The 26,058-nt window shown below is 59.9% G+C and carries 22 protein-coding genes; 3 read left to right on the forward strand and 19 right to left on the reverse strand.

The window, feature by feature from the left end:
- Positions 1–5: 5 nt before the first annotated feature.
- The 16 genes from nuoH to OSC50_RS09450 form a co-directional block, all read right to left on the reverse strand.
- Positions 6–1,013: an NADH-quinone oxidoreductase subunit NuoH gene (nuoH, locus tag OSC50_RS09375; RefSeq protein ID WP_181076612.1), complete on the reverse strand. Its 1,008-nt coding sequence runs from the start codon at positions 1,011–1,013 to the stop codon at positions 6–8.
- The gene (gene nuoG / locus OSC50_RS09380; RefSeq protein WP_266247755.1) at positions 1,010–3,724 is read right to left on the reverse strand and encodes an NADH-quinone oxidoreductase subunit NuoG; all 2,715 of its coding nucleotides are present in this window, start codon (positions 3,722–3,724) and stop codon (positions 1,010–1,012) included. Before nuoG ends, nuoH begins: the two co-directional genes overlap by 4 nt.
- A gap of 136 nt (positions 3,725–3,860) precedes the next feature.
- Positions 3,861–5,219: an NADH-quinone oxidoreductase subunit NuoF gene (gene nuoF, locus OSC50_RS09385; protein ID WP_266247757.1), complete on the reverse strand. Its 1,359-nt coding sequence runs from the start codon at positions 5,217–5,219 to the stop codon at positions 3,861–3,863.
- Positions 5,216–5,713: an NADH-quinone oxidoreductase subunit NuoE gene (gene nuoE, locus OSC50_RS09390; RefSeq protein ID WP_003174721.1), complete on the reverse strand. Its 498-nt coding sequence runs from the start codon at positions 5,711–5,713 to the stop codon at positions 5,216–5,218. The genes nuoF and nuoE overlap by 4 nt, the downstream gene beginning before the upstream one ends.
- 2 nt (positions 5,714–5,715) lie before the next feature.
- Positions 5,716–7,500 carry an NADH-quinone oxidoreductase subunit C/D gene (gene nuoC, locus OSC50_RS09395; RefSeq protein WP_253508228.1) on the reverse strand — a complete coding sequence of 595 codons (1,785 nt, stop codon included), beginning with the start codon at positions 7,498–7,500 and terminating at the stop codon, positions 5,716–5,718.
- A 71-nt stretch (positions 7,501–7,571) separates the two neighbouring features.
- Complete coding sequence (locus tag OSC50_RS09400) at positions 7,572–8,246, reverse strand: NuoB/complex I 20 kDa subunit family protein (RefSeq protein WP_003174719.1); 675 nt, start codon at positions 8,244–8,246, stop codon at positions 7,572–7,574.
- 10 nt (positions 8,247–8,256) lie between these two features.
- Entirely contained in the window at positions 8,257–8,670 is a 414-nt protein-coding gene (locus OSC50_RS09405; RefSeq protein ID WP_003219575.1) for an NADH-quinone oxidoreductase subunit A, read from the reverse strand.
- 570 nt (positions 8,671–9,240) lie between these two features.
- Positions 9,241–10,566, reverse strand: a complete 1,326-nt coding sequence (gene aceA, locus OSC50_RS09410; protein WP_003174717.1) for an isocitrate lyase — start codon at positions 10,564–10,566, stop codon at positions 9,241–9,243.
- A 506-nt stretch (positions 10,567–11,072) separates the two neighbouring features.
- Positions 11,073–11,810, reverse strand: a complete 738-nt coding sequence (locus tag OSC50_RS09415) for a secretin N-terminal domain-containing protein (protein ID WP_253508226.1) — start codon at positions 11,808–11,810, stop codon at positions 11,073–11,075.
- 216 nt (positions 11,811–12,026) lie between these two features.
- A complete protein-coding gene (locus OSC50_RS09420; RefSeq protein WP_181076620.1) occupies positions 12,027–12,449 on the reverse strand; it encodes a GNAT family N-acetyltransferase in 423 nt (140 codons plus the stop codon).
- Positions 12,442–13,608 (reverse strand): ribosomal protein uL16 3-hydroxylase, encoded by a 1,167-nt coding sequence (locus OSC50_RS09425; RefSeq protein ID WP_181076622.1) that lies wholly within the window; start codon positions 13,606–13,608, stop codon positions 12,442–12,444. The genes OSC50_RS09420 and OSC50_RS09425 overlap by 8 nt, the downstream gene beginning before the upstream one ends.
- A gap of 83 nt (positions 13,609–13,691) precedes the next feature.
- Positions 13,692–15,062 (reverse strand): adenylosuccinate lyase, encoded by a 1,371-nt coding sequence (purB, locus tag OSC50_RS09430; protein ID WP_007940861.1) that lies wholly within the window; start codon positions 15,060–15,062, stop codon positions 13,692–13,694.
- Positions 15,063–15,187: 125 nt separating this feature from the next.
- Complete coding sequence (gene hflD, locus OSC50_RS09435; protein ID WP_016969254.1) at positions 15,188–15,811, reverse strand: high frequency lysogenization protein HflD; 624 nt, start codon at positions 15,809–15,811, stop codon at positions 15,188–15,190.
- Positions 15,808–16,932 (reverse strand): tRNA 2-thiouridine(34) synthase MnmA, encoded by a 1,125-nt coding sequence (gene mnmA, locus OSC50_RS09440; protein WP_253508224.1) that lies wholly within the window; start codon positions 16,930–16,932, stop codon positions 15,808–15,810. The genes hflD and mnmA overlap by 4 nt, the downstream gene beginning before the upstream one ends.
- Before the next feature lie 59 nt (positions 16,933–16,991).
- Complete coding sequence (locus tag OSC50_RS09445; protein ID WP_181076626.1) at positions 16,992–17,438, reverse strand: NUDIX hydrolase; 447 nt, start codon at positions 17,436–17,438, stop codon at positions 16,992–16,994.
- Positions 17,439–17,598: 160 nt separating this feature from the next.
- Complete coding sequence (locus tag OSC50_RS09450; protein WP_266247771.1) at positions 17,599–19,824, reverse strand: NADP-dependent isocitrate dehydrogenase; 2,226 nt, start codon at positions 19,822–19,824, stop codon at positions 17,599–17,601.
- Between the two features lie 493 nt (positions 19,825–20,317).
- Between OSC50_RS09450 and icd the strand changes: the two genes are divergently transcribed.
- Positions 20,318–21,574, forward strand: coding sequence for an NADP-dependent isocitrate dehydrogenase (icd, locus tag OSC50_RS09455; protein WP_181076630.1), 1,257 nt, complete (start codon positions 20,318–20,320; stop codon positions 21,572–21,574).
- Between the two features lie 75 nt (positions 21,575–21,649).
- Here the strand turns inward: icd and cspD are convergent, their stop codons facing one another.
- Positions 21,650–21,955, reverse strand: a complete 306-nt coding sequence (cspD, locus tag OSC50_RS09460; protein WP_277527055.1) for a cold shock domain-containing protein CspD — start codon at positions 21,953–21,955, stop codon at positions 21,650–21,652.
- A 224-nt stretch (positions 21,956–22,179) separates the two neighbouring features.
- On the opposite strand from cspD, the gene clpS reads away from it, so the two are divergent.
- Positions 22,180–22,548: an ATP-dependent Clp protease adapter ClpS gene (gene clpS / locus OSC50_RS09465; RefSeq protein ID WP_010567912.1), complete on the forward strand. Its 369-nt coding sequence runs from the start codon at positions 22,180–22,182 to the stop codon at positions 22,546–22,548.
- A gap of 29 nt (positions 22,549–22,577) precedes the next feature.
- Positions 22,578–24,848 carry an ATP-dependent Clp protease ATP-binding subunit ClpA gene (gene clpA, locus OSC50_RS09470; protein ID WP_181076633.1) on the forward strand — a complete coding sequence of 757 codons (2,271 nt, stop codon included), beginning with the start codon at positions 22,578–22,580 and terminating at the stop codon, positions 24,846–24,848.
- Positions 24,849–25,024: 176 nt separating this feature from the next.
- Here clpA and infA read toward each other — a convergent pair whose 3' ends face one another.
- Both infA and OSC50_RS09480 read right to left on the reverse strand, forming a co-directional pair.
- A complete protein-coding gene (infA, locus tag OSC50_RS09475; protein WP_002553999.1) occupies positions 25,025–25,243 on the reverse strand; it encodes a translation initiation factor IF-1 in 219 nt (72 codons plus the stop codon).
- Between the two features lie 100 nt (positions 25,244–25,343).
- Complete coding sequence (locus tag OSC50_RS09480; protein ID WP_181076635.1) at positions 25,344–26,051, reverse strand: arginyltransferase; 708 nt, start codon at positions 26,049–26,051, stop codon at positions 25,344–25,346.
- Positions 26,052–26,058 lie beyond the last annotated feature (7 nt).

Genomic DNA, 26,058 nt, shown 5'->3' on the forward strand with positions numbered 1-26,058 from the left:
AATCCTCACTGAACCGCGCCCGCTGGCGTGTTCAACAACACAACGGCAGCGGTCACCAGCAAATTGATCAGGGTCAGCGGCAGGCAGAAGCGCCAGCTGAAATCCATCACCTGGTCGTATCGTGGACGCGGAATGGAAGCGCGCAGCAGGATAAACAACATGATGAAGAACGCGGTCTTCAGGAAGAACCAGAAGAACGCCAACTGCGGCAGGATGCCGAATGGACCATGCCAGCCGCCGAAGAACAGCGTGACCAGCAGGGCCGAGATCAAGATGATGCCGATGTACTCACCGACAAAGAACATGCCCCACTTCATACCGGCGTATTCAATGTGGTAACCGTCGGCCAGTTCCTGTTCCGCTTCCGGCTGGTCGAACGGGTGACGGTGAGTCACGGCCACGCCAGCGATGAAGAAGGTACAGAAGCCAAAGAACTGCGGAATGATGAACCACAGGTTCTGCGCCTGGTACTCGACGATGTCGCGCATGTTGAACGAGCCGACCTGCACCACGATGCCCATCAGCGCCAGGCCCATGAACACTTCGTAGGACACGGTCTGGGCCGAGGCCCGCAAGCTGCCCAGCAGGGCGAACTTGTTGTTGCTCGACCAACCGGCGAACAGCACCGCGTAGACCGACAGGCCGGCCATGGCGAAGAAGAACAGCAAGCCGATGTTCAGGTCCGCCACGCCCCAGGTCGGGGTGATCGGGATGATCGCGAAGGCGATCAGCAAGGCGCTCATGGCCACGACCGGTGCCAGGGTGAAGATCACCTTGTCGGCAAACGGCGGGGTCCAGTCTTCCTTGAAGAACATCTTCAGCATGTCGGCGGCGATCTGGAACATGCCGAACGGGCCGACACGGTTCGGACCGTAACGGTCCTGCCACCAGCCCAACAGGCGACGTTCGATGAAGCTGAGCAGGGCGCCCGCTACAACCACGGCCAACAGGATCACGATAGCCTTGACGACCGAGATGATCACGTCGATCACTTCAGGGGTGAACCAGGTCATTGCGCTGCCTCCTGCAGACCGTCAACGGTAAAACCTTCGATCGCAGGCGGGATGCCGGCGAGGCCTTTAGGCAGTGCAACCAGGCCGGCGCCCAATGCTTCGTTGATACGCAGCGGCAGACGCAGGGTCTGGCCGGCCACGTTCAAGCTGAGCAGGGCACCGTCGTTGACGCCCAGGCGGTCGGCTTCGGACTTGGCCACGGACACGTAGGTTTGCGGAATGCGCTCTTGTACCGGCGCGGCTTTGGAAGAGTTCTCTTCGCTGCCGAACAGGTGGAAGAACGGCACAACCTGCCAGGTGCCCTGAGCCGGGTTGAACGGACGTGGTATGGCGGTGAACCAGTTCAGCGAATCGCCCTGGGTTTCGATCAGGCGGGTGCCCGGGTCGCCGGCACGGATGTGGCCACCGACTTCGTCCTGGAACTTGTTCCAGGCCTGTGGCGAGTTCCAGCCCGGCGACCAGGCGAACGGCACCTGCTGACGCGGTTCGGCCGATCCCGAGTAGCCTTCCATGGAGAAGGCAAACGCGGTGTCGATATCCTGCGGCGTACGCGGTTCGTGCACGCTGATATCGGCGCGCATGGCCGTGCGGCCCGAGTAGCGCAGCGGTTCACGGGCCAGTTTCAGGCCCTTGATGCGGAACGCGGCGGACGGCGCGGCGTCGACAATCCGGGCAAGCTGCGGCGCGCTCGCGGCAGTGGCGGCGGTGACGTGGTCGAGCTGGGTCCAGTCGATCGGCTGGTTCAGCAGAGTGGCGCGCAGGGCATGCAGCCAGCGCCAGCCTTCGTGAACCAGGATGCTGGCGTCCATGTACTTCGGATCGAACACCTGGAAGAAGCGCTGGGCGCGGCCTTCCTGGCTGACCAGGGTGCCGTCGCCTTCGGCGAAGGTGGCGGCCGGCAGTACCAGGTCGGCGCGGTCGCTGGTGGCGGTCTTCTGGTGGTCGGCGACGATCAGCACCTTGGCAGCGTTCAGCGCAGCGTCAACCTTGGCCGCATCGGTACGGGTGTACAGATCGTTTTCCAGCACCACGATGGCGTCGGCGTTGCCGTCGATCACCGCTTGCAGGGCAGCATCCACGGACTCGCCACCGAGCATGGCCAGGCCGAGGCTGTTGGCTTCCGGTACAACCAGGCTGATGGAGCCGTTCTTGTCGCGCAGCTTCAACGCCTTGGCTATGTTGGCCGCCGCTTCGATCAGCGCCTTGGAACCCAGCGAGGTACCGGCAATGATCAATGGACGCTTGGCCGCCAGCAGAGCGTCGGCGATGCGTTGGGCCAGTTCGGCGGCTTCAGTATCCAGGCCTTCGACGGCAGGGGCGCTGGCGTCGAGGGCATGGGCTACGGCGAACCCGAGGCGGGCCAGGTCGTCCGGCGCGGCGTGTACGCACTCTTCGGCAATATCGTCGAGCTTGGTTTCAGCCAGGCTTGCGATAAACAGCGGGTTCAGCGCGTGCTGGCCGATGTTCTTCACTGCGGCGTCAAGCCAGGGCTGTACGCGCATGGCGTCGGCCATCTCTTCAGCCTTGCCTTTGACCGACTGACGCAGGGACAGCGCGATACGCGCGGCGGTCTGGGTCAGGTCTTCACCGAGGACGAAGATGGCGTCGTGGTCTTCGATGTCGCGCATGTTCGGCACCGGCAGCGGGCTGTCGTTCAGCACTTGCAGGACCAGGCGGATGCGTTCCAGCTCACCGGCTTCGATGCCGCTGTAGAAGTGCTCGGCGCCGACCAGTTCGCGCAAGGCGAAATTGCTTTCGAGGCTGGCGCGGGGCGAGCCGATACCGACGATGTTACGGCCGCGCAGCAGATCGGCGGCTTTGTCCAGCGCCGCGTCCAGGCTCAGCTTGGCGCCATCGGCCAGCAGCGGCTGGCGTGGGCGGTCTTCGCGGTTGACATAGCCATAGCCGAAACGGCCACGGTCGCACAGGAAGTACTGGTTGACCGAACCGTTGAAGCGGTTTTCGATGCGACGCAGTTCACCGTAGCGCTCGCCCGGGGAGATGTTGCAACCGCTGGAGCAGCCATGGCAGATGCTCGGGGCGAATTGCATGTCCCACTTGCGGTTGTAGCGCTCGGAGTGAGTCTTGTCGGTGAACACGCCGGTGGGGCAGACCTCGGTGAGGTTGCCGGAGAATTCGCTTTCGAGCACGCCGTCTTCAACGCGACCGAAGTACACGTTGTCGTGGGCGCCGAATACGCCGAGGTCGGTGCCGCCGGCGTAGTCTTTATAGAAACGTACGCAGCGGTAGCAGGCGATGCAGCGGTTCATCTCATGGGAGATGAACGGGCCGAGGTCCTGGTTCTGGTGGGTACGCTTGGTGAAGCGATAACGGCGCTCGTTGTGGCCGGTCATCACCGTCATGTCCTGCAGGTGGCAGTGACCGCCTTCCTCACAGACCGGGCAGTCGTGGGGGTGGTTGGTCATCAGCCACTCGACGACACTGGCGCGGAACGCCTTGGATTCTTCATCGTCGATGGAGATCCAGGTGTTGTCGGTGGCCGGTGTCATGCAGGACATGACGATACGACCACGGGTGTCGTTCTCGTCGGTGTACTGCTTGACCGCACACTGGCGACAGGCGCCGACGCTGCCGAGCGCCGGGTGCCAGCAGAAATAAGGGATGTCGAGACCGAGTGACAGACATGCCTGTAACAGGTTGTCCGCCCCATCGACTTCGAGCGCTTTGCCGTCTACGTGGATAGTGGCCATGGTTCAAAGTTCTTCGTTGGCCCGTTGTCAGCGGGCGTGGCTAATGGAATCTTGTTATTCATGTGCATCTACACAGCCTTCAAGGCGTCAGCACATGAGAAAAGCGAAGGGCACGGACCCTTCGCTTTTTTAAGCGTTACGCACCGACCATGGTCGGTGATACCACCTGATTGAGGTCGCCCGCGCGGGTTGGCGCGATGCCGGCCTCGAATTCAGAGCGGAAGTATTTGATTGCGCTGCCCAATGGCTCCACGGCGCCCGGTGCGTGAGCACAGAAGGTCTTGCCTGGGCCGAGGAAGCCGACCAGGCCCAGCAGGGTCTCGATATCACCCTCGCGGCCTTCGCCTTTTTCCAGGGCCATCAGCAGCTTGACGCTCCACGGCAGGCCGTCGCGGCATGGGGTGCAGAACCCGCACGATTCACGGGCAAAGAACTGCTCCATGTTGCGCAGCAAGGACACCATGTTGACGGTGTTGTCCACCGCCATCGCCAGGCCCGTACCCATACGGGTGCCGACCTTGCCGATGCCGCCGGCGTACATTTGTGCGTCGAGGTGTTCGGGCAACAGGAAACCGGTACCGGCGCCGCCTGGCTGCCAGGCTTTCAGGGTATAGCCGTCGCGCATGCCGCCGGCGTAGTCCTCGAACAGCTCGCGCGCGGTCACGCCGAACGGCAGCTCCCACAGGCCAGGGTTCTTGACCTTGCCGGAGAACCCCATGAGCTTGGTGCCCATGTCTTCGCTGCCTTCGCGGGCCAGGGATTTGTACCAGTCCACGCCGTCGGCGATGATCGCCGGCACGTTGCACAGGGTTTCGACGTTGTTCACACAGGTCGGCTTGCCCCACACGCCCACGGCGGCGGGGAAGGGCGGCTTGGAGCGCGGGTTGGCGCGGCGGCCTTCGAGGGAATTGATCAGCGCGGTTTCTTCACCGCAGATATAACGCCCGGCGCCGGTGTGCACGAACAGTTCGAAGTCGAACCCCGAACCGAGGATGTTCTTGCCCAGCAGGCCTGCGGCCTTGGCTTCCGTCACGGCACGGTTGAGGTGCTTGGCGGCAGTGGTGTATTCGCCACGCAGGAAGATATAGCCCCGGTAGGTTTTCAGCGCGCGGGCGCTGATCAGCATGCCTTCGATCAGCAGATGGGGCAGTTGCTCCATCAGCATGCGGTCTTTCCAGGTGTTGGGTTCCATTTCATCCGCGTTGCACAGCAGGTAGCGGATGTTGATGGATTCGTCCTTGGGCATCAGGCCCCATTTGACGCCCGTGGGGAAGCCTGCACCGCCGCGGCCTTTGAGGCCGGCGTCTTTCACGGTCTGGACGATATCGTCCTGGGCCATGTCGGCGAAGGCTTTGCGCGCTGCGGCGTAACCGTTCTTGGCCTGATATTCGTCGAACCATACCGGTTCGGCATCGTCGCGCAGGCGCCAGGTCAGCGGGTGAGTTTCGGGCGACCGCTGGATGCGGTTGGCCGGGCCAAAAGATGTCAGGGTCATGGGTAGCCCTCGAGCAATTGGGTCACGCCGGCAGGCTGGACGTCACCGAATGTGTCGTCGTCGATCATCAACGCCGGCGCCTTGTCGCAGTTGCCCAGGCAGCACACCGGCAGCAGCGTGAAGCGGCCGTCCGGGGTGGTCTGGCCGAGGCCGATGCCCAGTTTGTTCTGAATTTCGCTGACCACCGACTCGTGACCACCGATGTAGCAGACCATGCTGTCGCACACGCGAATGATGTGGCGGCCGACCGGCTGGCGGAAGATCTGACTGTAGAACGTCGCCACGCCTTCAACGTCGCTGGCAGGGATGCCGAGGATTTCGCCGATGGCGTAGAGGGCGCCGTCCGGCACCCAGCCGCGCTCCTTCTGGACGATCTTCAAGGCTTCGATCGACGCCGCGCGCGGGTCTTCGTAGTGATGCAGCTCGTGCTCGATGGCCGAGCGCTCGGTTTCACTCAAGGTGAAACGGTCTGTCTGGATAAGCGTGCTGTTCATGCTTAGCGGTCCACGTCGGCCATAACGAAATCGATACTACCCAGGTACGCAATCAAGTCCGCGACCATCTCGCCTTTGATCACCGAAGGGATCTGCTGCAAGTGCGGGAAGCTCGGTGTACGAATCCGGGTGCGGTAGCTCATGGTGCCGCCATCGCTCGTCAGGTAATAACTGTTGATACCCTTGGTCGCTTCAATCATCTGGAAGGATTCGTTGGCCGGCATGACCGGGCCCCACGAAACCTGCAGGAAGTGCGTGATCAGGGTTTCGATGTGCTGCAGCGTGCGCTCTTTGGGCGGCGGCGTGGTCAGCGGGTGATCCGCCTTGTACGGGCCTGCCGGCATGTTGCGCATGCATTGCTCGATGATTTTGAGGCTCTGGCGCATTTCTTCGACACGCACGATGCAACGGTCGTAGGCATCGCCGTTGGCCGCCAGCGGTACTTCGAACTCGAAGTTCTGGTAGCCGGAGTAGGGGCGAGCTTTACGCAGGTCGAAATCGCAGCCGGTGGAACGCAGGCCGGCACCGGTGACGCCCCATTCCAGGGCTTCCTTGGTGTTGTACTGCGCAACGCCAATGGTACGGCCCTTGAGGATGCTGTTATCCAACGCAGCCTTTTGGTATTCGTCCAGGCGCTTGGGCATCCAGTCGATGAATTCCTTGACCAGGCGTTCCCAGCCATTGGGCAGGTCGTGGGCCACGCCACCGATGCGGTACCAGGCCGGGTGCAGGCGGAAACCGGTGATGGCTTCGATGACCTTGTAGGCGCGCTGACGGTCGGTGAAGGTGAAGAACACCGGGGTCATGGCGCCGACGTCCTGGATATAGGTACCCAGGAACAGCAGGTGGCTGGTGATCCGGAAGAACTCGGCCATCATGATGCGGATGGTGTCGACACGGTCCGGCACCTTGATGCCGGCCAGCTTCTCGACCGAGAGCACGTACGGCAGGTTGTTCATCACGCCGCCGAGGTAGTCGATACGGTCGGTGTACGGGATGAAGCTGTGCCAGGACTGACGTTCGGCCATCTTTTCGGCGCCACGGTGGTGGTAGCCGATGTCCGGTACGCAGTCGACGATTTCTTCACCGTCCAGTTGCAGGATGATGCGGAAGGCACCGTGGGCCGAAGGGTGGTTCGGGCCCAGGTTGAGGAACATGTAGTCCTCGTTGGTGCCGGAGCGCTTCATGCCCCAGTCTTCCGGACGGAAACGCGCCGCTTCTTCTTCAAGCTGCTGCTTGGCCAGGTTCAGGCTGAACGGGTCGAATTCGGTGGCGCGCGCAGGGAAGTCCTTGCGCAGCGGGTGACCTTCCCAGGTCGGCGGCATCATGATGCGCGACAGGTGCGGGTGGCCCGGGAAGTCGATGCCGAACATATCCCAGACTTCACGCTCATACCAGCTGGCGTTGGGCCAGATGCCGGTCACGGTCGGCACGCTCAGGTCACTTTCGGACAGCGCGACCTTGATCATCACGTCGCTGTTACGTTCCAGCGACATCAGGTGATAGAACACAGTGAAGTCGGCGCCGCTTGGCAGGCCCTGGCGCTTGGTGCGCAGACGCTCGTCCACGCCATGCAGGTCATAGAGCATGACGTACGGCTTGGGCAAGTTGCGCAGGAAAGTCAGGACTTCGATGAGCCTGGCACGTGCCACCCACAGCACCGGCATACCGGTGCGTGTGGCCTGGGCGGTGAAGGCGTCAGGGCCAAAACGGTTATTGAGTTCGACGACCACATCCTGGTCGTCTGCCTTATAAGGCGGGATATACAGAGCACTGCCTGTAGTCATGGTTTTTTATCGCTTTCGGTCAACGTAAAGAATGAGGCCAGGTTTTCGTTCTATGAAAGAAGCGGGCTGGATCAGACTTCGTCGGGGCTGCGCAGGTTGGTGACTGCGATTCGCTGTTCGCGGCGCTGTTCCTTTTGGGACGGCATCTCGGCGCGGTAAACACCTTGATCTCCGACCACCCAGGACAGTGGGCGACGCTCCTTGCCAATCGATTCCTGCAACAGCATCAAGCCTTGCAGGAATGCTTCCGGGCGGGGCGGGCAGCCAGGCACGTAGACGTCCACGGGCAGGAACTTGTCCACCCCCTGAACCACGGAGTAGATGTCGTACATGCCCCCGGAGTTAGCGCACGAACCCATGGAGATAACCCACTTCGGTTCGAGCATTTGCTCGTAGAGACGCTGAATGATCGGCGCCATCTTGATGAAGCAGGTACCGGCGATAACCATGAAATCCGCCTGGCGCGGCGATGCCCGGATTACTTCGGCGCCGAAGCGCGCGATGTCGTGGGGCGCCGTGAAGGCGGTGGTCATTTCCACGTAGCAGCACGAAAGGCCGAAGTTATACGGCCATAGGGAGTTCTTACGCCCCCAGTTGACCGCGCCACTCAGCACGTCTTCGAGTTTGCCCATGTAGATGTTTTTGTGGACTTGATCTTCTAACGGATCGGAAACGGTTTCCCGTTCGCCGATGGGGTACTGCTCGTTAGGAGCATCCGGGTCGATCCTGGTGAGATTGTATTGCATCGCCAAAGCCTCATTGTTTCAGCTTCGCCTGCCGCTTGCGACGAGCTTCCGGAGCCCAATCAAGGGCGCCCACTCGGAACAGGTAGACAAGACCTGCCAACAGAATTGCTATGAAAACGAGAGCTTCGACGAATCCGGTCCAGCCGCTTTCGCGGACGGACACAGACCAGGCAAAGAGAAAGAGGGCTTCGATATCGAAGATCACGAACAGCATCGCGACCAGATAGAATTTGGCTGAGAGCCGCAAGCGGGCGCCACCTGTGGGTAGCATGCCGGACTCGAACGGTTCGTTTTTGCTGCGGCCCCAGGCTTTTGACCCGAGGAGGCTGGAGACGCCGAGCATGAAGGCACAAAGGCCGACAACACCGAGAAGGAAAATGGCAAAGCCCCAGTTGTGGGCCATGAGTCCTGTCGCTTCGGTCATGCTGGAAATCCTTAACAGAGGGCAAAGGCCTCTGAGCTCGAAAAAGTAACGATGCAGTGACGATATGTCGCAGCGTAGTCAATCGCGTTGATTTTATGGCTAAACACCGGGCAAGTAAAATTCCGATGGCGAAATTATTCGGTGGAATAAGCACATAGTGCACCTTCTTGGGGCTGTAACCCTTGCGTGGTGGGCATTAGCGGGCATTTGATCAATTGTGTTTTGTTTAGGTTGTAACGAAGTTTCTATGTTCTAAATGATAATGAATATTGTTTGGGCGGGTTTTAAGCGGACGGTTGTGGTGTGGCGAGGGAAGTTGCCGTTACTTGATCGGTTACCGCTAGTTGTCGCAGCGGATCTTTTAACCGATTTATCTGCGGTGAATACCGCTCTGGATCAAGGTTTTGCACAAAATCTTCAGGTTGCAGGGTTCCTCCCATATTGGGCCCTTATTGAATCGGTGAGATGTATATCGGCAAAAAAAACGCCCCGAACCAGTCGGGGCGTCAGATCGTGCGGCACTGCGGTTAGCTTTTTAACGGGTCAGCGGTGGCCGAGTACTTGGATCGATCAGTGGAACTGCTCTTCTTCAGTCGAACCGGTCAGCGCAGTCACGGACGAGGTGCCGCCCTGGATCACGGTGGTCATGTCGTCGAAGTAGCCGGTGCCCACTTCCTGCTGGTGCGCGACGAAGGTGTAACCCTTGGCGGCGTCAGCGAATTCCTGCTCCTGCAGTTTCACGTAGGCGGTCATGTCGTTGCGGGCGTAGTCGTGCGCCAGGTTGAACATGCTGTGCCACATGTTGTGAATGCCGGCCAGGGTAATGAACTGGTGTTTGTAGCCCATGGCCGACAGTTCGCGCTGGAACTTGGCGATGGTCGCGTCGTCCAGGTTTTTCTTCCAGTTGAAGGAAGGCGAGCAGTTGTAGGACAGCAGTTGGTCCGGGTATTCCTTCTTGATTGCTTCGGCAAAGCGACGGGCTTCGTCCAGATCCGGCTTGGCGGTTTCGCACCAGATCAAGTCGGCATACGGCGCGTAGGCCAGGCCGCGGGCGATGGCTTGATCCAGGCCTGCGCGAACTTTGTAGAAGCCTTCCTGGGTGCGTTCGCCAGTGACGAACGGCTGGTCGTACGGGTCGCAGTCCGAGGTCAGCAGGTCGGCGGCGTTGGCGTCGGTGCGGGCCAGGATAATGGTCGGCGTGCCGGCGACGTCAGCTGCCAGGCGCGCGGCGGTGAGCTTCTGCACGGCTTCCTGGGTCGGTACCAGTACCTTGCCCCCCATGTGGCCGCATTTTTTTACCGACGCCAGTTGGTCTTCGAAGTGCACGCCGGCAGCGCCTGCCTCGATCATGCTTTTCATCAGCTCGTAGGCGTTCAGCACGCCACCAAAGCCGGCTTCGGCGTCAGCCACGATCGGTGCGAAGTAGTCGATGTAGCCTTCGTCGCCCGGGTTCTTGCCGGCTTTCCACTGGATCTGGTCGGCGCGGCGGAACGAGTTGTTGATGCGCTTGACCACGGTCGGCACGGAGTCCACCGGGTACAGCGATTGGTCGGGGTACATGGATTCGGCGGAGTTGTTGTCCGCCGCCACTTGCCAGCCGGACAGGTAGATTGCCTGGATACCGGCTTTTACCTGTTGGACTGCCTGGCCGCCAGTAAGGGCGCCCATGCAGTTGACGAAATCTTTATCGGGGCGGAAGGATGGCTTGGCACCTTGGGTAACCAGGTTCCACAGCTTCTCGGCGCCGAGTTTTGCAAAGGTATGCTCAGGTTGAACCGAGCCGCGCAGGCGGACGACGTCAGCAGCGGAATAAGCGCGGGTCACGCCTTTCCAGCGTGGGTTTTCAGCCCAGTCTTTTTCAAGGGCTGCAATTTGCTGTTCGCGTGTCAGTGCCATGGGGAAAAACCTCGTCGCGTCTTGTGGAAAATCTACTGGGTTGAACATTCCGTTGGCCAGCCACTGTAGCCAGTGCGTGGTCATGGCTGCTCGCTGATCAGAAGCGTAGGCAGTCAGGTCAGGTTCGACGGGGTGGGCGACAGGTTGAACGATGGGCTCAAGGGGGAGTTGAGCAGGTAAGGGCAGACTGCGAACGGTCTTCGGGCGTCGTGGGCCTTTGTACGATCCATCAGTGTGTAGCCGGGTTACCTGGTTAGCTTCCGTCCCTCGGGACAACTTCGTTCCAGTCGCAACCTCGTCAAACACGCCTTGTGGGCGGTACAGACACGAATCGGCTCGGGTGGGTAACTTGGAGCGACGATCCGAAGGCCCTTGCCAGGGCCCCTGATTAGCGGGAGCGAGGCCATCATGCCCAGGCTTTTTTGGATCGTCAAATGTTTTGTAGTGCTTTTTTTCAGGCACTACATCTTTAGTCTTATACGACTCATCAGTCAGTTTTTGGTGCTTCAGTTCAGGGTGTCGACCTTGACCCGCAATGTCAGGTCATCCCGGCCCTGAGTAGAGTAGCTGCGGGTCGTGGACGTTTTATCGGCTTGAGTCTGGCGGTTGATGCCAGCGAGCGGGATCCACTCACCCAGGCGACCGCTGACACTTGTGTCGGTGCTCTGCACGTTCACTACATCGGGACGTTCCTGGCTCATGCGGTCACGGTTGGTACTGATCGCCAGGTGTACGGTGTCGCCGGTGACGCTGGCGGTGACATAGAACCCTTGCGTGACGTTGCGATACTGGGTCTGGTTTTGCAGGCGCCCGTAGCTGTCTTGCGAGGTGGTAGTCAGCGGCACGCTCTGGCCGACCTGGATCAGCGCGGGCACGCCTTCGCTGGCCTGGATCTGCTGAATGCCGCCCTCGCGGCTGACGGTGCCGTAGTTGATGATGCGGGTCTGGCTGTCGCCAGTGTCCTGTTGGTTGCTTTCATTGGTATCGACGGTAATCAGCAGGCGCTTGGCCGGTGTATCCAGTTGGGAGAGCAGGGTGCGCAGGCCCTCGATCTTCCCAGGGGCAGCGTTAACGATCAGCTGGTTGCCGTAGGCACTGACAATGCCGTCCTTGCCGATAAAGTTCTGCGCCACCGGTAGCAGGTCGGCACTGGTGCGGTTGCTCAGGTTGACGACTGCGGTGTCGGCGCTGGCCGAGACGCTGACGGTCAGGAGGAGGGCGGTGAGCAGGGTGCGTAGGGACATGTCCGTTATCTCTGCGAGTCAATTAGACGTGATAGTGCCAGTTTGTCGGCCTGGCCGGTCGCATATTGAATCGTAGACGGCAAAATGCCCCGCATGGCGGGGCATTGCTGGTGTGGCTGAAATAGCTATCGGGGGCAAGCCCCTCCCACATGTTGACCCTGTACATTTCAAATGTGGGAGGGGGCTTGCCCCCGATGGCAGCGACACGGTCTCGAATCAGGCGCCGCGCACCATATCGACATGAGGAATCCCGACTTCCAGGAATTCATCACTGACGATCTCAAAGCCCAGCCGCTCATAGAACGGCGCGGCATACACCTGGGCACTGAGGAATTGCCTGGTCTGGCCGCGTTTTTCAGCGGCTTCGATCACGGCCTCCATCAGCTTGTCGCCCACCTTCAGCCCGCGCCAGTCCTTGAGCACCGATACACGACCGATCTCGCCGCTGGGCAGCAGGCGCGCGGTGCCGATCGGGAAGTCGCCTTCGAACGCCAGGAAATGCATGGCCTCTGCGTCGTCCGCGTCCCACTCCAGCTCAGGTGGAACCGACTGTTCAGCAATAAACACTGCTTCACGAATGCGCCGAATCTCAGCGATATCCTTATGCCAGTTCGCGACACTTACGTGAATTCTATTCATCGGCAAATCCCAGGCTTCCTTGCTTGACCAATTCGCACAGCAAGTCGCGACCGTCTTCGTCCGCCAGCCACGGGCCGAGGTTCTCGGCATGCAGGGCGTCGGCAGAGCAAATCATTTTCAACAGTTCGCGCAACTTGCCCGGCAGGTAACGACTCTGGCCGCTGGCGAACAGCAGCACGTCATCGTCCACTTCCGACCAGGCCATGCGCGCGCTTGGGTTGCGCACCAGGATCGCGCCGTCCTGCAGGCTGGCGACAAAGTCTTCTTCGCCCAGCTCTTCGCCAGCCACCAGTTCCGGATAGCGCGGTTCGGTCATGAATTGGCCGAACCAGGTCAGCAGCATGCGCTCATCGCTCATGTGCTCGGCCAGCAGGCTTTTGAGGCGGTCGAGGGCGTCGCTCTGGATCTGGTGCGGGTCGCTGACCGGCTGCGCGTCGGCATCGGTGTAACGTTCTTCGTCGGTCAGGTACTGGGCGAGGAAGTCGGTGAAGTGAGTCAGTACTTCGGCAGCGCTCGGTGCACGGAAGCCGACCGAGTAGGTCATGCAGTCATCTTCGGCGATGCCGTAGTGCGCCAGGCGCGGCGGCAGGTAGAGCATGTCGCCCGGTTCCAGCACCCACTCGGCGCTTTCTTCGAATTCGGCCAGGATGCGCAGGTCGGCGTGTTGCAGCAGCGGGCTCTCGGAGCTGCACATCTGGCCGATCTTCCAGTTGCGCTTGCCCTGGGCCTGCAGCAGGAACACATCGTAGTTATCGAAGTGCGGGCCGACACTGCCCCCAGGCGCGGCAAAGCTGATCATTACATCGTCGATGCGCCAGCTTGGCAGGAAGCGGAACTGCTCAAGCAGCTCGGCCACTTCCGGTACGAACTGGTCGACCGCTTGCACCAGCAGGGTCCATTCGCGCTCAGGCAGTGTGCTGAAGGCGTCTTCAGCAAACGGACCACGGCGCAGTTCCCACGGACGCTCACCATGCTCGATCACCAGGCGTGATTCGACTTCCTCCTCCAAGGCCAGGCCGGCCAGTTCGTCGGCGTCGATCGGGCTTTCGAAGTCAGGGATGGCCTGACGGATCAGCAGCGGCTTTTTCTGCCAGTAATCGCGCAGGAATTCCCGTGCCGTGATGCCGCCCAGAAGTTGAAGAGGAATATCAGGATTCATGTGTAACCTATTGAAAAAAAGCACTTTTCAGACTGGAATAAAAACGCCCGGCGCGGCCGGGCGTCTCAAGGGTCTTGCTTGGATCAGATGCGCTTGGCCTGGGCCACGGCATTGCCGATGTAGTTGGCCGGGGTGAGCAATTTAAGCTCGGCCTTGGCCGCGGCCGGCATGTCCAGGCCGTCGATGAAAGTCTGCAGCGCTTCAGGGCTGATGCCCTTGCCGCGCGTCAATTCTTTGAGTTTCTCGTACGGGTTTTCGATGTTGTAGCGGCGCATCACGGTCTGGATCGGTTCGGCCAGTACTTCCCAGCACGCATCCAGGTCAGCGGCGATCTTCTGCTCGTTGAGCTCCAGTTTGCTGATGCCTTTGAGGCTGGCTTCATACGCGATCACGCTGTGGGCAAAGCCCACGCCGAGGTTGCGCAGCACGGTGGAGTCAGTCAGGTCGCGCTGCCAGCGGGAGATCGGCAACTTGCTGGCCAGATGCTGGAACAGGGCGTTGGCGATGCCGAGGTTGCCTTCGGAGTTTTCGAAGTCGATCGGGTTGACCTTGTGCGGCATGGTCGACGAACCGATTTCACCGGCAATGGTGCGCTGCTTGAAGTAGCCCAGGGAGATGTAGCCCCAGATATCGCGATCGAAGTCGATCAGGATGGTGTTGAAGCGCGCAATGGCGTCGAACAGCTCGGCGATATAGTCGTGCGGTTCGATCTGCGTGGTGTACGGATTGAAGCCCAGGCCCAGTTCGTCTTCGATAAAGGCGCGGGCGTTGGCTTCCCAGTCGATCTCCGGGTAAGCCGACAGGTGGGCGTTGTAGTTGCCCACCGCGCCGTTGATCTTGCCCAGCAATGGCACGGCGGCCACTTGCGCGATCTGGCGCTCCAGGCGGTACACCACGTTGGCCAGCTCTTTGCCCAGGGTGGTCGGCGAGGCCGGTTGGCCGTGGGTGCGCGACAGCATCGGTACGTCGGCGAAACGGATCGCCAGCTCGCGGATGGCGTTGGCGGTCTGGCGCATCAGCGGCAGCATCACGTCGTCACGGCCTTCGCGCAGCATCAGGGCGTGGGACAGGTTGTTGATGTCCTCGCTGGTGCAGGCAAAGTGGATGAACTCGCTGACCTTGGCCAGTTCCGGCAGCTTGGCCGCTTGCTCTTTGAGCAGATATTCGATGGCTTTGACGTCGTGGTTGGTGGTGCGCTCGATCTCTTTCACACGCTCGGCGTGCTCCAGGGAGAAGTTCTCCGCCAGGGTATTGAGCACGGCGTTGGCTTCGGCGGAAAACGCCGGCACTTCGCTGATGGCGGGGTGAGCGGCCAGGCGCTGGAGCCAGCGCACTTCAACCAGGACACGAGCGCGGATCAGGCCGTACTCGCTGAAAATAGGGCGCAGGGCCTGGGTTTTGCCGGCGTAGCGGCCGTCAACAGGGGAAACCGCAGTGAGCGAAGAAAGCTGCATGGGGTGTTCTCGGACAGTCGGGCAACGAAATGGGGCGCGTATCATACATGAAAAAATCCGCCGGTCCGTCGCCAACTGACCGGCGTATTACGCGTAACGGCGTGAAAACAGCCTGCTGCTGCGACTTATTCGTTGCGCATCAACGGGTAAAGCTCTTTGAGCAATTTGCGACGGCTGATGACCAGCTGCCAACGGTGACCGCCCAGCTGGCGCCACAGTCGCGCCGAACGAATGCCGGCCAGCAACAGGGCGCGGATCTTCGACGCGTTGTTCGGTTGCTGCAGGTTGCGCATGTCGCCATGCACCTGGATGCGCTGGCGCAGGGTGCTCAAGGTGTCCTGGTACAGCGCACCACAGGCGGCGATCACGTTTTCGTGGGCCGGGCCGAAGTGCTCCACCTGGGACTGGATCTGTGGCAGGCGCTTGCCGATGGTCTCCAGCATGTCCTCGCGCTTGGCCAGTTGACGCTCCAGGCCGAGCATCGACAGGGCGTAGCGCAGTGGCTCGCGTTGCAAGGTGCTGGGGTCGCGCTCCAGGGCGCCGATCAGGGCGCGGTAACCTTCGCGCAGCGCCAGGTCATCACCGCCGTAGACTTCCAGGGTGTCCTTGGGGTCGCGGATCAGCAGGCTGCCGAGCATGCAGGTCAGGCCCGCCTCGGTGACCTGGCCGGTCTTGGCGATTTTGTCCACCAGCACGGCGGCCAGGAATACCCCGCCCAATGCCGTCAATTGCTCCTGGGTCGGGCTCATGCCGGGTTGCTCCAGGGTTCTGCGACTTCGATCACGCCACCGCCCAGGCACACCTCGCCGTCATAGAACACCACGGACTGGCCGGGAGTAACGGCGCGCTGCGGGTCATCGAAGGTGGCGCGGTAGCCGTTGGCGGTCTTTTCCAGGGTGCAGGGCTGGTCGCTCTGGCGATAGCGCACCTTGGCGGTCAGGCGGCGTGGGGTAGTGAGGTCAATCGGGTTGACCCAGTAGATCTCCGAGGCCAGCAGGGCGCCGGAAAACAGCAACGGGTGCTCGTTGCCCTGGCCGACGATCAGCACGTTGTGTTCCAAGTCCTTGACCAGCACGTACCACGGCTCTTCGCCGGCGTCCTTGAGGCCGCCGATGCCCAGGCCCTGGCGCTGGCCGATGGTGTGGTACATCAGGCCATGATGACGGCCGATGACCTCTCCCTCGGTGGTCTTGATCTCGCCCGGTTGCGCCGGCAGGTACTGCTTGAGGAAGTCACTGAAGCGGCGCTCGCCGATAAAACAGATCCCGGTGGAGTCCTTTTTCTTGGCGGTAGCCAGGCCGTGCTGCTCGGCAATCCTGCGCACTTCGGGCTTTTCCAGCTCGCCCACCGGGAACAGAGTCTTGGCGATCTGTTCACCGCCGACGGCGTGCAGGAAGTAGCTCTGGTCCTTGTTTGGGTCCAGGCCCTTGAGCAGTTCCGTGCGGCCATCGATATCGCGGCGGCGCACGTAGTGGCCAGTGGCGATCAGGTCCGCGCCGAGGATCATGGCGTAGTCGAGGAACGCCTTGAACTTGATTTCGCGGTTGCACAGGATGTCCGGGTTCGGCGTGCGTCCAGCCTTGTATTCGGCCAGGAAGTGCTCGAACACGTTGTCCCAGTACTCGGCCGCGAAGTTGGCGGTGTGCAGCTTGATGCCGATCTTGTCGCACACGGCCTGGGCGTCCGCGAGGTCGTCCATGGCGGTGCAATATTCCGTTCCATCGTCTTCTTCCCAGTTCTTCATGAACAGGCCTTCCACCTCATAACCCTGCTCCATGAGCAGAACGGCGGAAACGGAAGAATCCACGCCGCCGGACATGCCGACGATGACGCGCTTCTTTTGTGTGTCAGAAGGGGCTGGATCACGCATAGGGTTTCAACGGGTGTCTTGAAAAAGGACGCGATTCTAGCAGGCCTGGGCCCGCAAGGCTAAAGAGAAGGGCGGATCAATTCCAGGCTGTGCCGCTGGCCGGCCAGATAATCATCGATGCAGCGGATAATCAGCTCGCTGCGCCAGGCGTCGCGCAGGCCCATCAGTTCGTCGCGGGTCAGCCAGCGGGCGCGGAGGATGCCGTCGTCGAGTTGATAGTCCGGGTGGTGTTTCAAGGCGTTGGCAATGAAGCAGACCCGTTGATAAGTCACGCCATTACTGGGGGCGGTGTACAGGTAGATGCCGACGATACCGGTCGCTTCCACGTCCCAACCGGTTTCCTCAAGGGTTTCGCGTACGGCGGCTTCGGTTAGCGTTTCATGCGGGTCGAGGTGACCGGCAGGCTGATTGAGTACGGCGCGCCCGCCCTTGAGTTCTTCGACCATCAGGAACTTGCCGTTGTCTTCGACGATGGTGGCGACGGTGATGTGGGGTTGCCAGGTCATGGTGTGCCTCTTGATTCAGGGGGCGGTGCGTTCTTGGATCTGGATTACAGTCAATGTGGGAAGGGGCAAGCCCCTCCCATATTTGATCCGGTTTCCTGAGTTGAGCGCTGGAAACAGAAACCCCGGCACGGGGCCGGGGTTTCTTTGCATCCTTACAACCTTACTTCAACTTGGCAATCGCCGCGTTAAAGGTATTGCTTGGGCGCATGGCCTTGCTGGTCAACTCCGGGTTCGGCGCGTAGTAGCCGCCGATGTCCACGGGCTTGCCCTGGACGGCGTTGAGTTCGGCAACGATGGTTGCCTCGTTCGCGGCCAGGGTTTTGGCCAGTTCGCCGAACTGCGCTTGCAGCGCTGTGTCTTCAGACTGAGCGGCCAGGGCCTGGGCCCAGTACAGCGCCAGGTAGAAGTGGCTGCCGCGGTTGTCGATGTTGCCGACTTTGCGCGATGGCGACTTGTTGTTGTCCAGGAACTGGCCGGTGGCCTGGTCCAGGGTCTTGGACAGTACCAGGGCCTTGGGGTTGTTGTACGTCACACCCAAGTGCTCGAGGGATGCAGCCAGGGCCAGGAATTCACCCAGGGAATCCCAGCGCAGGAAGTTCTCTTCCAGCAGTTGCTGTACGTGCTTGGGTGCCGAGCCGCCGGCGCCGGTTTCGAACAGGCCGCCGCCGTTCATCAGCGGCACGATCGACAGCATCTTGGCGCTGGTGCCCAGTTCCATGATCGGGAACAGGTCGGTCAGGTAGTCGCGCAATACGTTACCGGTCACGGAGATGGTGTCCAGGCCCTTGCGGGTACGCTCCAGGGTGAACTTCATCGCGTCGACCGGCGACATGATGCGGATGTCCAAACCTTCGGTGTTGTGGTCTTTCAGGTAGGCCTGAACTTTCTCAACCACCACGCCGTCGTGGGCGCGCTTGGGGTCCAGCCAGAAAATGGCCGGGGTGTTGCTAGCGCGGGCGCGGTTGACGGCGAGCTTGACCCAGTCCTGGATCGGCGCGTCTTTGGTCTGGCACATGCGGAAGATGTCGCCGGCTTCGACGGTTTGCTCCATCAGCAGGTTGCCCTTGCTGTCGGTGACGCGGACCACACCGTCAGCCTTGATCTGGAACGTCTTGTCGTGGGAGCCGTACTCTTCGGCTTTCTTGGCCATCAGGCCAACGTTCGGAACGCTGCCCATGGTGGTTGGATCGAACGCGCCATTGGCCTTGCAGTCTTCGATGACGGCTTGGTAGATGGTGGCGTAGCAGCGATCCGGAATCACGGCCTTGGTGTCGTGCAGTTGACCGTCGGTGCCCCACATTTTGCCGGAGTCACGGATCATGGCCGGCATCGAGGCGTCGACGATGACGTCGCTCGGCACATGCAGGTTGGTGATGCCTTTGTCGGAGTTGACCATCGCCAGGGAAGGGCGAGCGGCGTAGACCGCCTGGATGTCGGCTTCGATCTGCGCTTGCTGGTCGGCCGGCAGGGCCTTGATGCGGGCGTACAGGTCGCCGATGCCGTTGTTCAGGTTAAAGCCGATCTGTTCCAGCACGGCAGCGTGCTTGGTCAGCGCTTCTTTATAGAACTCGGCAACGATCTGGCCGAACATGATCGGGTCGGAGACCTTCATCATGGTGGCCTTCAGGTGTACCGACAGCAATACGTCTTGTTTCTTGGCGTCTTCGATCTCGGCGGCGATGAACGCACGCAGGGCGTTTTTGCTCAGCACTGCGCTGTCGAGGATTTCGCCGGCTTGTACCGAGGTCTTTTCCTTCAGCACGGTTGCGGTGCCATCTTTGGCAATCAGCTCGATCTTGACCGCGTCGGCGGCTTCGATCTGTACGGCTTTCTCGCTGCCGTAGAAGTCACCATTGCTCATGTGGGCAACGTGGGACTTGGAGTCTGCCGCCCAGGCGCCCATTTTGTGCGGGTGCTTGCGCGCATAGTTCTTGACCGACAATGGCGCACGGCGGTCGGAGTTGCCTTCGCGCAGTACCGGGTTCACGGCGCTGCCCTTGACCTTGTCGTAACGGGCACGGGTTTCTTTTTCCGCGTCGGTGGTTACGGTTTCCGGGTAGTCCGGGAGGGCGTAGCCCTGGGCCTGCAATTCCTTGATCGCCGCCTGCAATTGAGGGGTCGAAGCACTGATGTTAGGCAGTTTGATGATGTTGGCTTCAGGGGTTACGGCCAGGTCGCCCAGTTCGGCGAGGTGGTCCGGCACGGCCTTGGTACCCAGTTGCTCGGGGAAGCTTGCGAGGATGCGCCCGGCGAGGGAAATGTCGCGGGTTTCCACGGCAATATCAGCGGAAGCGGTGAAAGCCTCTACGATAGGCAGCAGTGAATAGGTGGCGAGGGCGGGGGCTTCGTCGGTGAAGGTGTAGATGATCTTCGAGCGGGTGGGCATATTCGGATTAACTCTCTTCTTTGCTGAAAGCGTGCGCAGAAACTCGAGATGCGCCGGGTGGAGCGCGTTCGTTCAAAGTCATCCATGAGCGAAATGTCGAGGTTTCTTCGCGGTGATGTTGGGTTGCATCAGTCGAGCGTCAAGCGGGTGGACTATTGTAATAGTCCTGCTTTCTGGCGGAGGGCCCGGTTCCAGAGCGGTCTGCCGGCGTGACTCTTGGGTCAGCGGCGGCATTATACATAGGTCGCTATGCTTACGCTGAGCCTTCATACAAAAGGTGGGTCGTCCATTGGTCTAAAGGTCGCAGGTACCGGGTTACGCCTAAAGTCGCACGTTGTGCTCAAGATTGGCGTTTTTCCCTTTGCTTTCAGGCTTGTAGGCGACAATTTATGCTGTTTTCGATGCAAATGAGCATGGCGCTAGGTTTCAGTCGTCATTTATCTGGAGTAGGCTCGAACGCAGCCAGATGTTCAATCCATAGATGGAGTTCAGCATGGGATACAAGAAGATTCAGGTTCCGGCAGTCGGCGACAAAATCACCGTCAACGCAGACCATTCTCTCAATGTTCCTGACCACCCGATCATCCCGTTCATCGAAGGTGACGGTATTGGCGTCGACATCAGCCCGGTGATGATCAAGGTGGTCGACGCAGCTGTTGCCAAGGCTTATGGCGGCAAGCGCAAGATTTCCTGGATGGAAGTCTACGCCGGCGAAAAAGCCACGCAGGTTTACGACCAGGACACCTGGCTGCCCCAGGAAACCCTGGACGCGGTCAAGGATTACGTAGTGTCCATCAAGGGCCCGCTGACCACGCCGGTTGGCGGCGGTATCCGTTCGTTGAACGTTGCCTTGCGCCAGCAACTCGATCTGTATGTTTGCCTGCGCCCCGTGCGTTGGTTCGAAGGCGTGCCTAGCCCGGTGAAAAAGCCTGGTGACGTGGACATGACCATCTTCCGTGAAAACTCCGAAGATATTTACGCCGGTATTGAGTGGAAAGCCGGTTCGCCTGAAGCGATCAAGGTGATCAAGTTCCTCAAGGAGGAAATGGGCGTCACCAAGATCCGTTTCGACCAGGACTGCGGGATTGGCGTCAAGCCGGTGTCCAAGGAAGGCACTCAGCGTCTGGCGCGTAAAGCCCTGCAATATGTGGTGGATAACGATCGTGATTCGCTGACCATCGTGCACAAAGGCAACATCATGAAGTTCACCGAAGGGGCCTTCAAAGAGTGGGCCTATGAAGTGGCCGCGCAGGAGTTTGGCGCGACCTTGCTGGACGGCGGGCCTTGGATGCAGTTCAAGAACCCGAAAACCGGCAAGAATGTGGTGGTCAAGGATGCGATTGCCGACGCCATGCTCCAGCAGATCCTGCTGCGGCCGGCGGAATATGATGTGATCGCCACCCTTAACCTCAATGGCGACTACCTGTCCGATGCCCTCGCGGCGGAAGTCGGCGGCATCGGTATTGCGCCGGGCGCCAATCTGTCCGACACCGTCGCCATGTTCGAGGCGACCCACGGCACCGCGCCCAAGTATGCGGGCAAAGACCAGGTCAACCCCGGCTCGCTGATCCTGTCGGCGGAAATGATGCTGCGCCACATGGGCTGGATCGAGGCGGCGGACCTGATCATCAAGGGGACCAATGGCGCGATTTCGGCCAAGACCGTGACCTATGACTTCGAGCGACTGATGGACGGCGCGAAGCTGGTGTCGTCGTCAGGCTTTGGTGATGCGTTGATTTCGCATATGTAAGGCAGGCTAAATAAAACGGCCATTCTGCTGAACCAGAATGGCCGTTTTTTTTGCAGGCTATTTACCCAAATGCGATCAGGCCAGTTGCTTCTTTTCTTTAGAGGATTGATCTTTTTTGGGCTTTTTTTCGTGCGTGGCGTCGTGGGCCGTCCCGGGCGCCGCCGCGCAGGCCGCGCAAATTTCAACGGCATGCAGTCCCTTTGGCCCCTGAATGATTTCGAACTCCACACTTTGGCCTGCTTTCAGCGTCTTGTAGCCGTCCATGGTGATCGCTGAATAGTGCGCAAAAAGGTCATCGGTTTTACCTTCTTCATTAATAAAGCCATATCCCTTGGCGTTATTGAACCACTTGACCTTGCCTTTGATCTTGCTGCCAGACATAACCCATTTCCTTCTGCACCAGACTCCATCACTGGAGTATCATCCAGTTTATCCGTCCTAACCCGAATAAATAAGGTTGACTGCGCGGACCTTTTTTACCCACTGTGGGTTCTATTGGTTGTAACACCGTTTTGCCGATAGTCAAGGCGACCAGTCGGTCAGAGTTGAAATTCTGACAGGTTGCCCCCACCACTGTATTGAACAACTGACGAACCTTTCTTTCCATGCATGCAATCAGCCAGATTCGACTAACATTCAATCAGGATCGACCGGATCACGAACACGATGACGACGGTTCTGCAGGCATTGCTGTTCAGGAGGCCAAGCCTGCCTTACAGGCGCCGCCGATGTACAAGGTGGTTTTGTTCAACGATGACTACACACCGATGGATTTCGTGGTCGAAGTGCTCGAGGTGTTTTTTAACCTGAACCGCGAGTTGGCGACCAAGGTAATGCTGGCCGTTCATACAGAAGGACGGGCAGTATGTGGAGTGTTTACCCGCGACATCGCCGAGACAAAGGCCATGCAGGTCAACCAGTACGCCAGGGAAAGCCAGCATCCGCTACTCTGTGAAATCGAGAAGGACGGTTAACGCCGACCACTTGGGTATGAGGTGAAGCTATGTTAAACCGCGAGCTCGAAGTCACCCTCAATCTTGCCTTCAAGGAGGCTCGTTCGAAGCGTCATGAATTCATGACCGTCGAGCACCTGCTGCTGGCACTTTTGGATAATGAAGCTGCCGCCACCGTTCTGCGTGCGTGCGGCGCCAACCTCGACAAACTCAAGCATGATCTGCAGGAGTTTATCGACTCCACCACGCCACTGATCCCCGTGCATGACGAGGACCGTGAAACCCAGCCGACCCTGGGTTTTCAGCGGGTATTGCAGCGTGCCGTTTTCCACGTACAGAGCTCCGGTAAGCGTGAAGTCACAGGCGCCAATGTGCTTGTGGCGATCTTCAGCGAACAGGAAAGCCAGGCGGTGTTTCTGCTCAAGCAGCAGAGCGTTGCCCGTATCGATGTGGTCAACTACATCGCCCACGGTATTTCCAAGGTGCCTGGGCACGGCGATCATTCCGAGGGTGAACAGGATATGCAGGACGACGAGGGCGGCGAGTCTTCTTCTTCGGGCAATCCACTGGATGCCTATGCCAGCAACCTCAATGAACTGGCGCGTCAGGGGCGGATCGATCCGCTGGTGGGGCGTGAGCTTGAAGTCGAGCGCGTAGCGCAGATCCTTGCGCGTCGTCGCAAGAACAACCCGCTGTTGGTCGGCGAGGCCGGCGTGGGTAAAACCGCGATTGCCGAAGGCCTGGCCAAGCGCATCGTCGACAATCAGGTGCCGGATCTGCTGGCCAGCAGTGTCGTATATTCCCTCGATCTGGGCGCCTTGCTTGCCGGTACCAAATACCGTGGCGATTTCGAGAAGCGCTTCAAGGCGTTGCTGGGCGAGTTGAAAAAACGCCCGCAAGCGATCCTGTTCATCGATGAGATTCACACCATCATCGGTGCCGGCGCAGCTTCCGGCGGGGTCATGGATGCGTCCAACCTGCTCAAGCCGTTGCTGTCGTCGGGTGATATCCGTTGCATCGGCTCCACCACGTTCCAGGAGTTTCGCGGGATTTTCGAGAAGGATCGCGCCCTGGCGCGGCGCTTCCAGAAAGTCGATGTCTCCGAACCTTCGGTTGAAGACACGATCGGCATCCTGCGTGGCCTGAAGGGCCGCTTCGAGGCGCACCATGGCATCGAGTACACCGATGAAGCGCTGCGCTCTGCCGCGGAGTTGGCGTCGCGCTACATCAACGACCGTCACATGCCTGACAAGGCGATTGACGTAATCGATGAGGCGGGTGCTTACCAGCGTCTCCAGCCAGCCGAGAAGCGCGTGAAGCGCATTGATGTGCCGCAGGTCGAAGATATCGTGGCGAAAATTGCGCGGATTCCGCCAAAACACGTCACCAGCTCGGACAAGGAGCTGCTGCGTAACCTGGAGCGCGACCTCAAGCTGACCGTGTTCGGTCAGGATGCGGCCATCGATTCGCTGTCCACGGCTATCAAGCTGTCGCGCGCGGGCCTCAAGTCGCCGGACAAGCCTGTCGGCTCGTTCCTGTTCGCCGGTCCTACCGGCGTCGGCAAGACCGAGGCGGCGCGGCAATTGGCCAAGGCCATGGGTATCGAGCTGGTTCGCTTCGATATGTCCGAGTACATGGAGCGCCATACCGTGTCACGCCTGATTGGTGCGCCTCCTGGTTATGTGGGCTTCGATCAGGGCGGTCTGCTCACCGAGGCGATCACCAAGCAGCCTCACTGCGTATTGCTGCTCGATGAAATCGAGAAGGCACACCCGGAAGTCTTCAACCTGCTGCTGCAGGTGATGGATCACGGGACCCTGACCGACAACAACGGGCGCAAGGCGGATTTCCGCAACGTGATCGTGATCATGACCACCAACGCCGGTGCCGAGACGGCCGCGCGGGCTTCGATTGGCTTCAGCCATCAGGATCACTCTTCCGATGCGATGGAAGTGATCAAGAAGAGCTTTACACCGGAGTTCCGCAACCGTCTGGACACTATCATCCAGTTTGGTCGCCTCAGTCATGAGGTTATCAAGAGCGTGGTGGACAAGTTCCTTACCGAGCTCCAGGCGCAGTTGGAAGACAAGCGCGTACAGCTCGATGTCACGGAAGCGGCGCGCAGTTGGATCGCCGAAGGTGGCTACGATGCGGCAATGGGCGCCCGCCCAATGGCGCGTCTGATCCAGGACAAGATCAAGCGGCCACTGGCCGAAGAGATCCTGTTTGGCGAGCTGTCCGACCATGGTGGCGTGGTGCATATCGACCTGAAGGATGGTGAGCTGACCTTCGAGTTCGAGACCACCGCTGAAATGGCCTGATCGTACCGCACCCATGCAAAAGGCGTTGAAAGGCGCCTTTTTGCTGTGTGGAAATGCGATTGCCAGACCAATGAAGATCCAGTGTGGGAGAGAGCTCACCGCAGAGCCCCTTCGATGTTTGAAAAATCATGCACACAAAAACGCCCGGCATAACCGGGCGTTTTGTATTGACTTGCTTAGCGAGCGCGGTAAGTGATGCGCCCTTTGCTCAAGTCATAGGGCGTCAGCTCGACGCGCACTTTGTCACCGGTAAGAATACGAATGTAGTTCTTGCGCATCTTGCCGGAGATATGCGCGGTTACGACGTGCCCATTTTCCAACTCCACACGAAACATGGTGTTGGGCAGGGTGTCGACGACAGTGCCTTCCATTTCGAAGCTGTCTTCTTTCGACATGCAGTAAAGCCCTCGGTATCCAGTGAATGGCCCGGTGCAACTGCGCCAGGCAAAAGCGGCGTGCATTGTGCCCGAAAAAGGGTGTTTAAGCCAAGGGGTTCTAGTTAAGCGTGACCCATCTTTGATTAATCAGCAGCTCAATGGGCCGATATTGGGTCTTGTAATTCATTTTTTTGCAGTTTTTGATCCAGTAGCCGAGGTACACCGCCTCCAGTTCCAGGCGCAGCGCTTCGCCGATTTGCCAGAGAATGGCAAAACGCCCCAGGCTGCGGCGCTCCTCGCCGGGTTCGTAGAACGTGTACACCGCCGACAGGCCGTTAGGCAGCAGATCGGTGACCGCCACGGCCAGCAACCGACCACCCGCGCGAAACTCATAGAATCGCGAGAAGGGCAGGTCGCGTACCAGGAACGTGGAAAACTGGTCGCGACTGGGTGGGAACATATCGCCGTCGGCGTGGCGTTGCTCGATATAGCGTTGGTAGAGGTCGAAATACTCTTCAGTGAACCTCGGCCTGGCCGACGTTACTGTCAGGTCGGCATTACGCTTGAGGATGCGTTTCTGGTTGCGGTCCGGCAGGAATTGCCCCACGGGGATCCGGGCCGGAACGCAGGCGTTGCAATTCTGGCAATGGGGCCTGTACAGGTGGTCGCCGCTGCGACGAAAGCCCATTTCCGAAAGATCGGCGTACACATGCACGTCCATGGGCTGGCTGGGGTCGAGGAACAGCGTGGTGGCCTGCTCGTCGGGCAGATAGCTGCAAGAGTGAGCTTGAGTGGCATAAAACTTCAAGCGCGCCAGCTCGGTCATGATCAAC

It is taken from the genome of Pseudomonas quebecensis, from assembly GCF_026410085.1.
Taxonomy (GTDB): Bacteria; Pseudomonadota; Gammaproteobacteria; order Pseudomonadales; family Pseudomonadaceae; genus Aquipseudomonas; species Aquipseudomonas quebecensis.

What these genes read in the sequence shown, in the direction of transcription:
- nuoH (WP_181076612.1), bottom strand. Translation starts at nt 1,013, where the DNA reads ATGACCTGGTTCACCCCTGAAGTGATCGACGTGATCATCTCGGTCGTC.
- nuoG (WP_266247755.1), bottom strand. Translation starts at nt 3,724, where the DNA reads ATGGCCACTATCCACGTAGACGGCAAAGCGCTCGAAGTCGATGGGGCG.
- nuoF (WP_266247757.1), bottom strand. Translation starts at nt 5,219, where the DNA reads ATGACCCTGACATCTTTTGGCCCGGCCAACCGCATCCAGCGGTCGCCC.
- nuoE (WP_003174721.1), bottom strand. Translation starts at nt 5,713, where the DNA reads ATGAACAGCACGCTTATCCAGACAGACCGTTTCACCTTGAGTGAAACC.
- nuoC (WP_253508228.1), bottom strand. Translation starts at nt 7,500, where the DNA reads ATGACTACAGGCAGTGCTCTGTATATCCCGCCTTATAAGGCAGACGAC.
- OSC50_RS09400 (WP_003174719.1), bottom strand. Translation starts at nt 8,246, where the DNA reads ATGCAATACAATCTCACCAGGATCGACCCGGATGCTCCTAACGAGCAG.
- OSC50_RS09405 (WP_003219575.1), bottom strand. Translation starts at nt 8,670, where the DNA reads ATGACCGAAGCGACAGGACTCATGGCCCACAACTGGGGCTTTGCCATT.
- aceA (WP_003174717.1), bottom strand. Translation starts at nt 10,566, where the DNA reads ATGGCACTGACACGCGAACAGCAAATTGCAGCCCTTGAAAAAGACTGG.
- OSC50_RS09415 (WP_253508226.1), bottom strand. Translation starts at nt 11,810, where the DNA reads ATGTCCCTACGCACCCTGCTCACCGCCCTCCTCCTGACCGTCAGCGTC.
- OSC50_RS09420 (WP_181076620.1), bottom strand. Translation starts at nt 12,449, where the DNA reads ATGAATAGAATTCACGTAAGTGTCGCGAACTGGCATAAGGATATCGCT.
- OSC50_RS09425 (WP_181076622.1), bottom strand. Translation starts at nt 13,608, where the DNA reads ATGAATCCTGATATTCCTCTTCAACTTCTGGGCGGCATCACGGCACGG.
- purB (WP_007940861.1), bottom strand. Translation starts at nt 15,062, where the DNA reads ATGCAGCTTTCTTCGCTCACTGCGGTTTCCCCTGTTGACGGCCGCTAC.
- hflD (WP_016969254.1), bottom strand. Translation starts at nt 15,811, where the DNA reads ATGAGCCCGACCCAGGAGCAATTGACGGCATTGGGCGGGGTATTCCTG.
- mnmA (WP_253508224.1), bottom strand. Translation starts at nt 16,932, where the DNA reads ATGCGTGATCCAGCCCCTTCTGACACACAAAAGAAGCGCGTCATCGTC.
- OSC50_RS09445 (WP_181076626.1), bottom strand. Translation starts at nt 17,438, where the DNA reads ATGACCTGGCAACCCCACATCACCGTCGCCACCATCGTCGAAGACAAC.
- OSC50_RS09450 (WP_266247771.1), bottom strand. Translation starts at nt 19,824, where the DNA reads ATGCCCACCCGCTCGAAGATCATCTACACCTTCACCGACGAAGCCCCC.
- icd (WP_181076630.1), top strand. Translation starts at nt 20,318, where the DNA reads ATGGGATACAAGAAGATTCAGGTTCCGGCAGTCGGCGACAAAATCACC.
- cspD (WP_277527055.1), bottom strand. Translation starts at nt 21,955, where the DNA reads ATGTCTGGCAGCAAGATCAAAGGCAAGGTCAAGTGGTTCAATAACGCC.
- clpS (WP_010567912.1), top strand. Translation starts at nt 22,180, where the DNA reads ATGCATGCAATCAGCCAGATTCGACTAACATTCAATCAGGATCGACCG.
- clpA (WP_181076633.1), top strand. Translation starts at nt 22,578, where the DNA reads ATGTTAAACCGCGAGCTCGAAGTCACCCTCAATCTTGCCTTCAAGGAG.
- infA (WP_002553999.1), bottom strand. Translation starts at nt 25,243, where the DNA reads ATGTCGAAAGAAGACAGCTTCGAAATGGAAGGCACTGTCGTCGACACC.
- OSC50_RS09480 (WP_181076635.1), bottom strand. Translation starts at nt 26,051, where the DNA reads ATGACCGAGCTGGCGCGCTTGAAGTTTTATGCCACTCAAGCTCACTCT.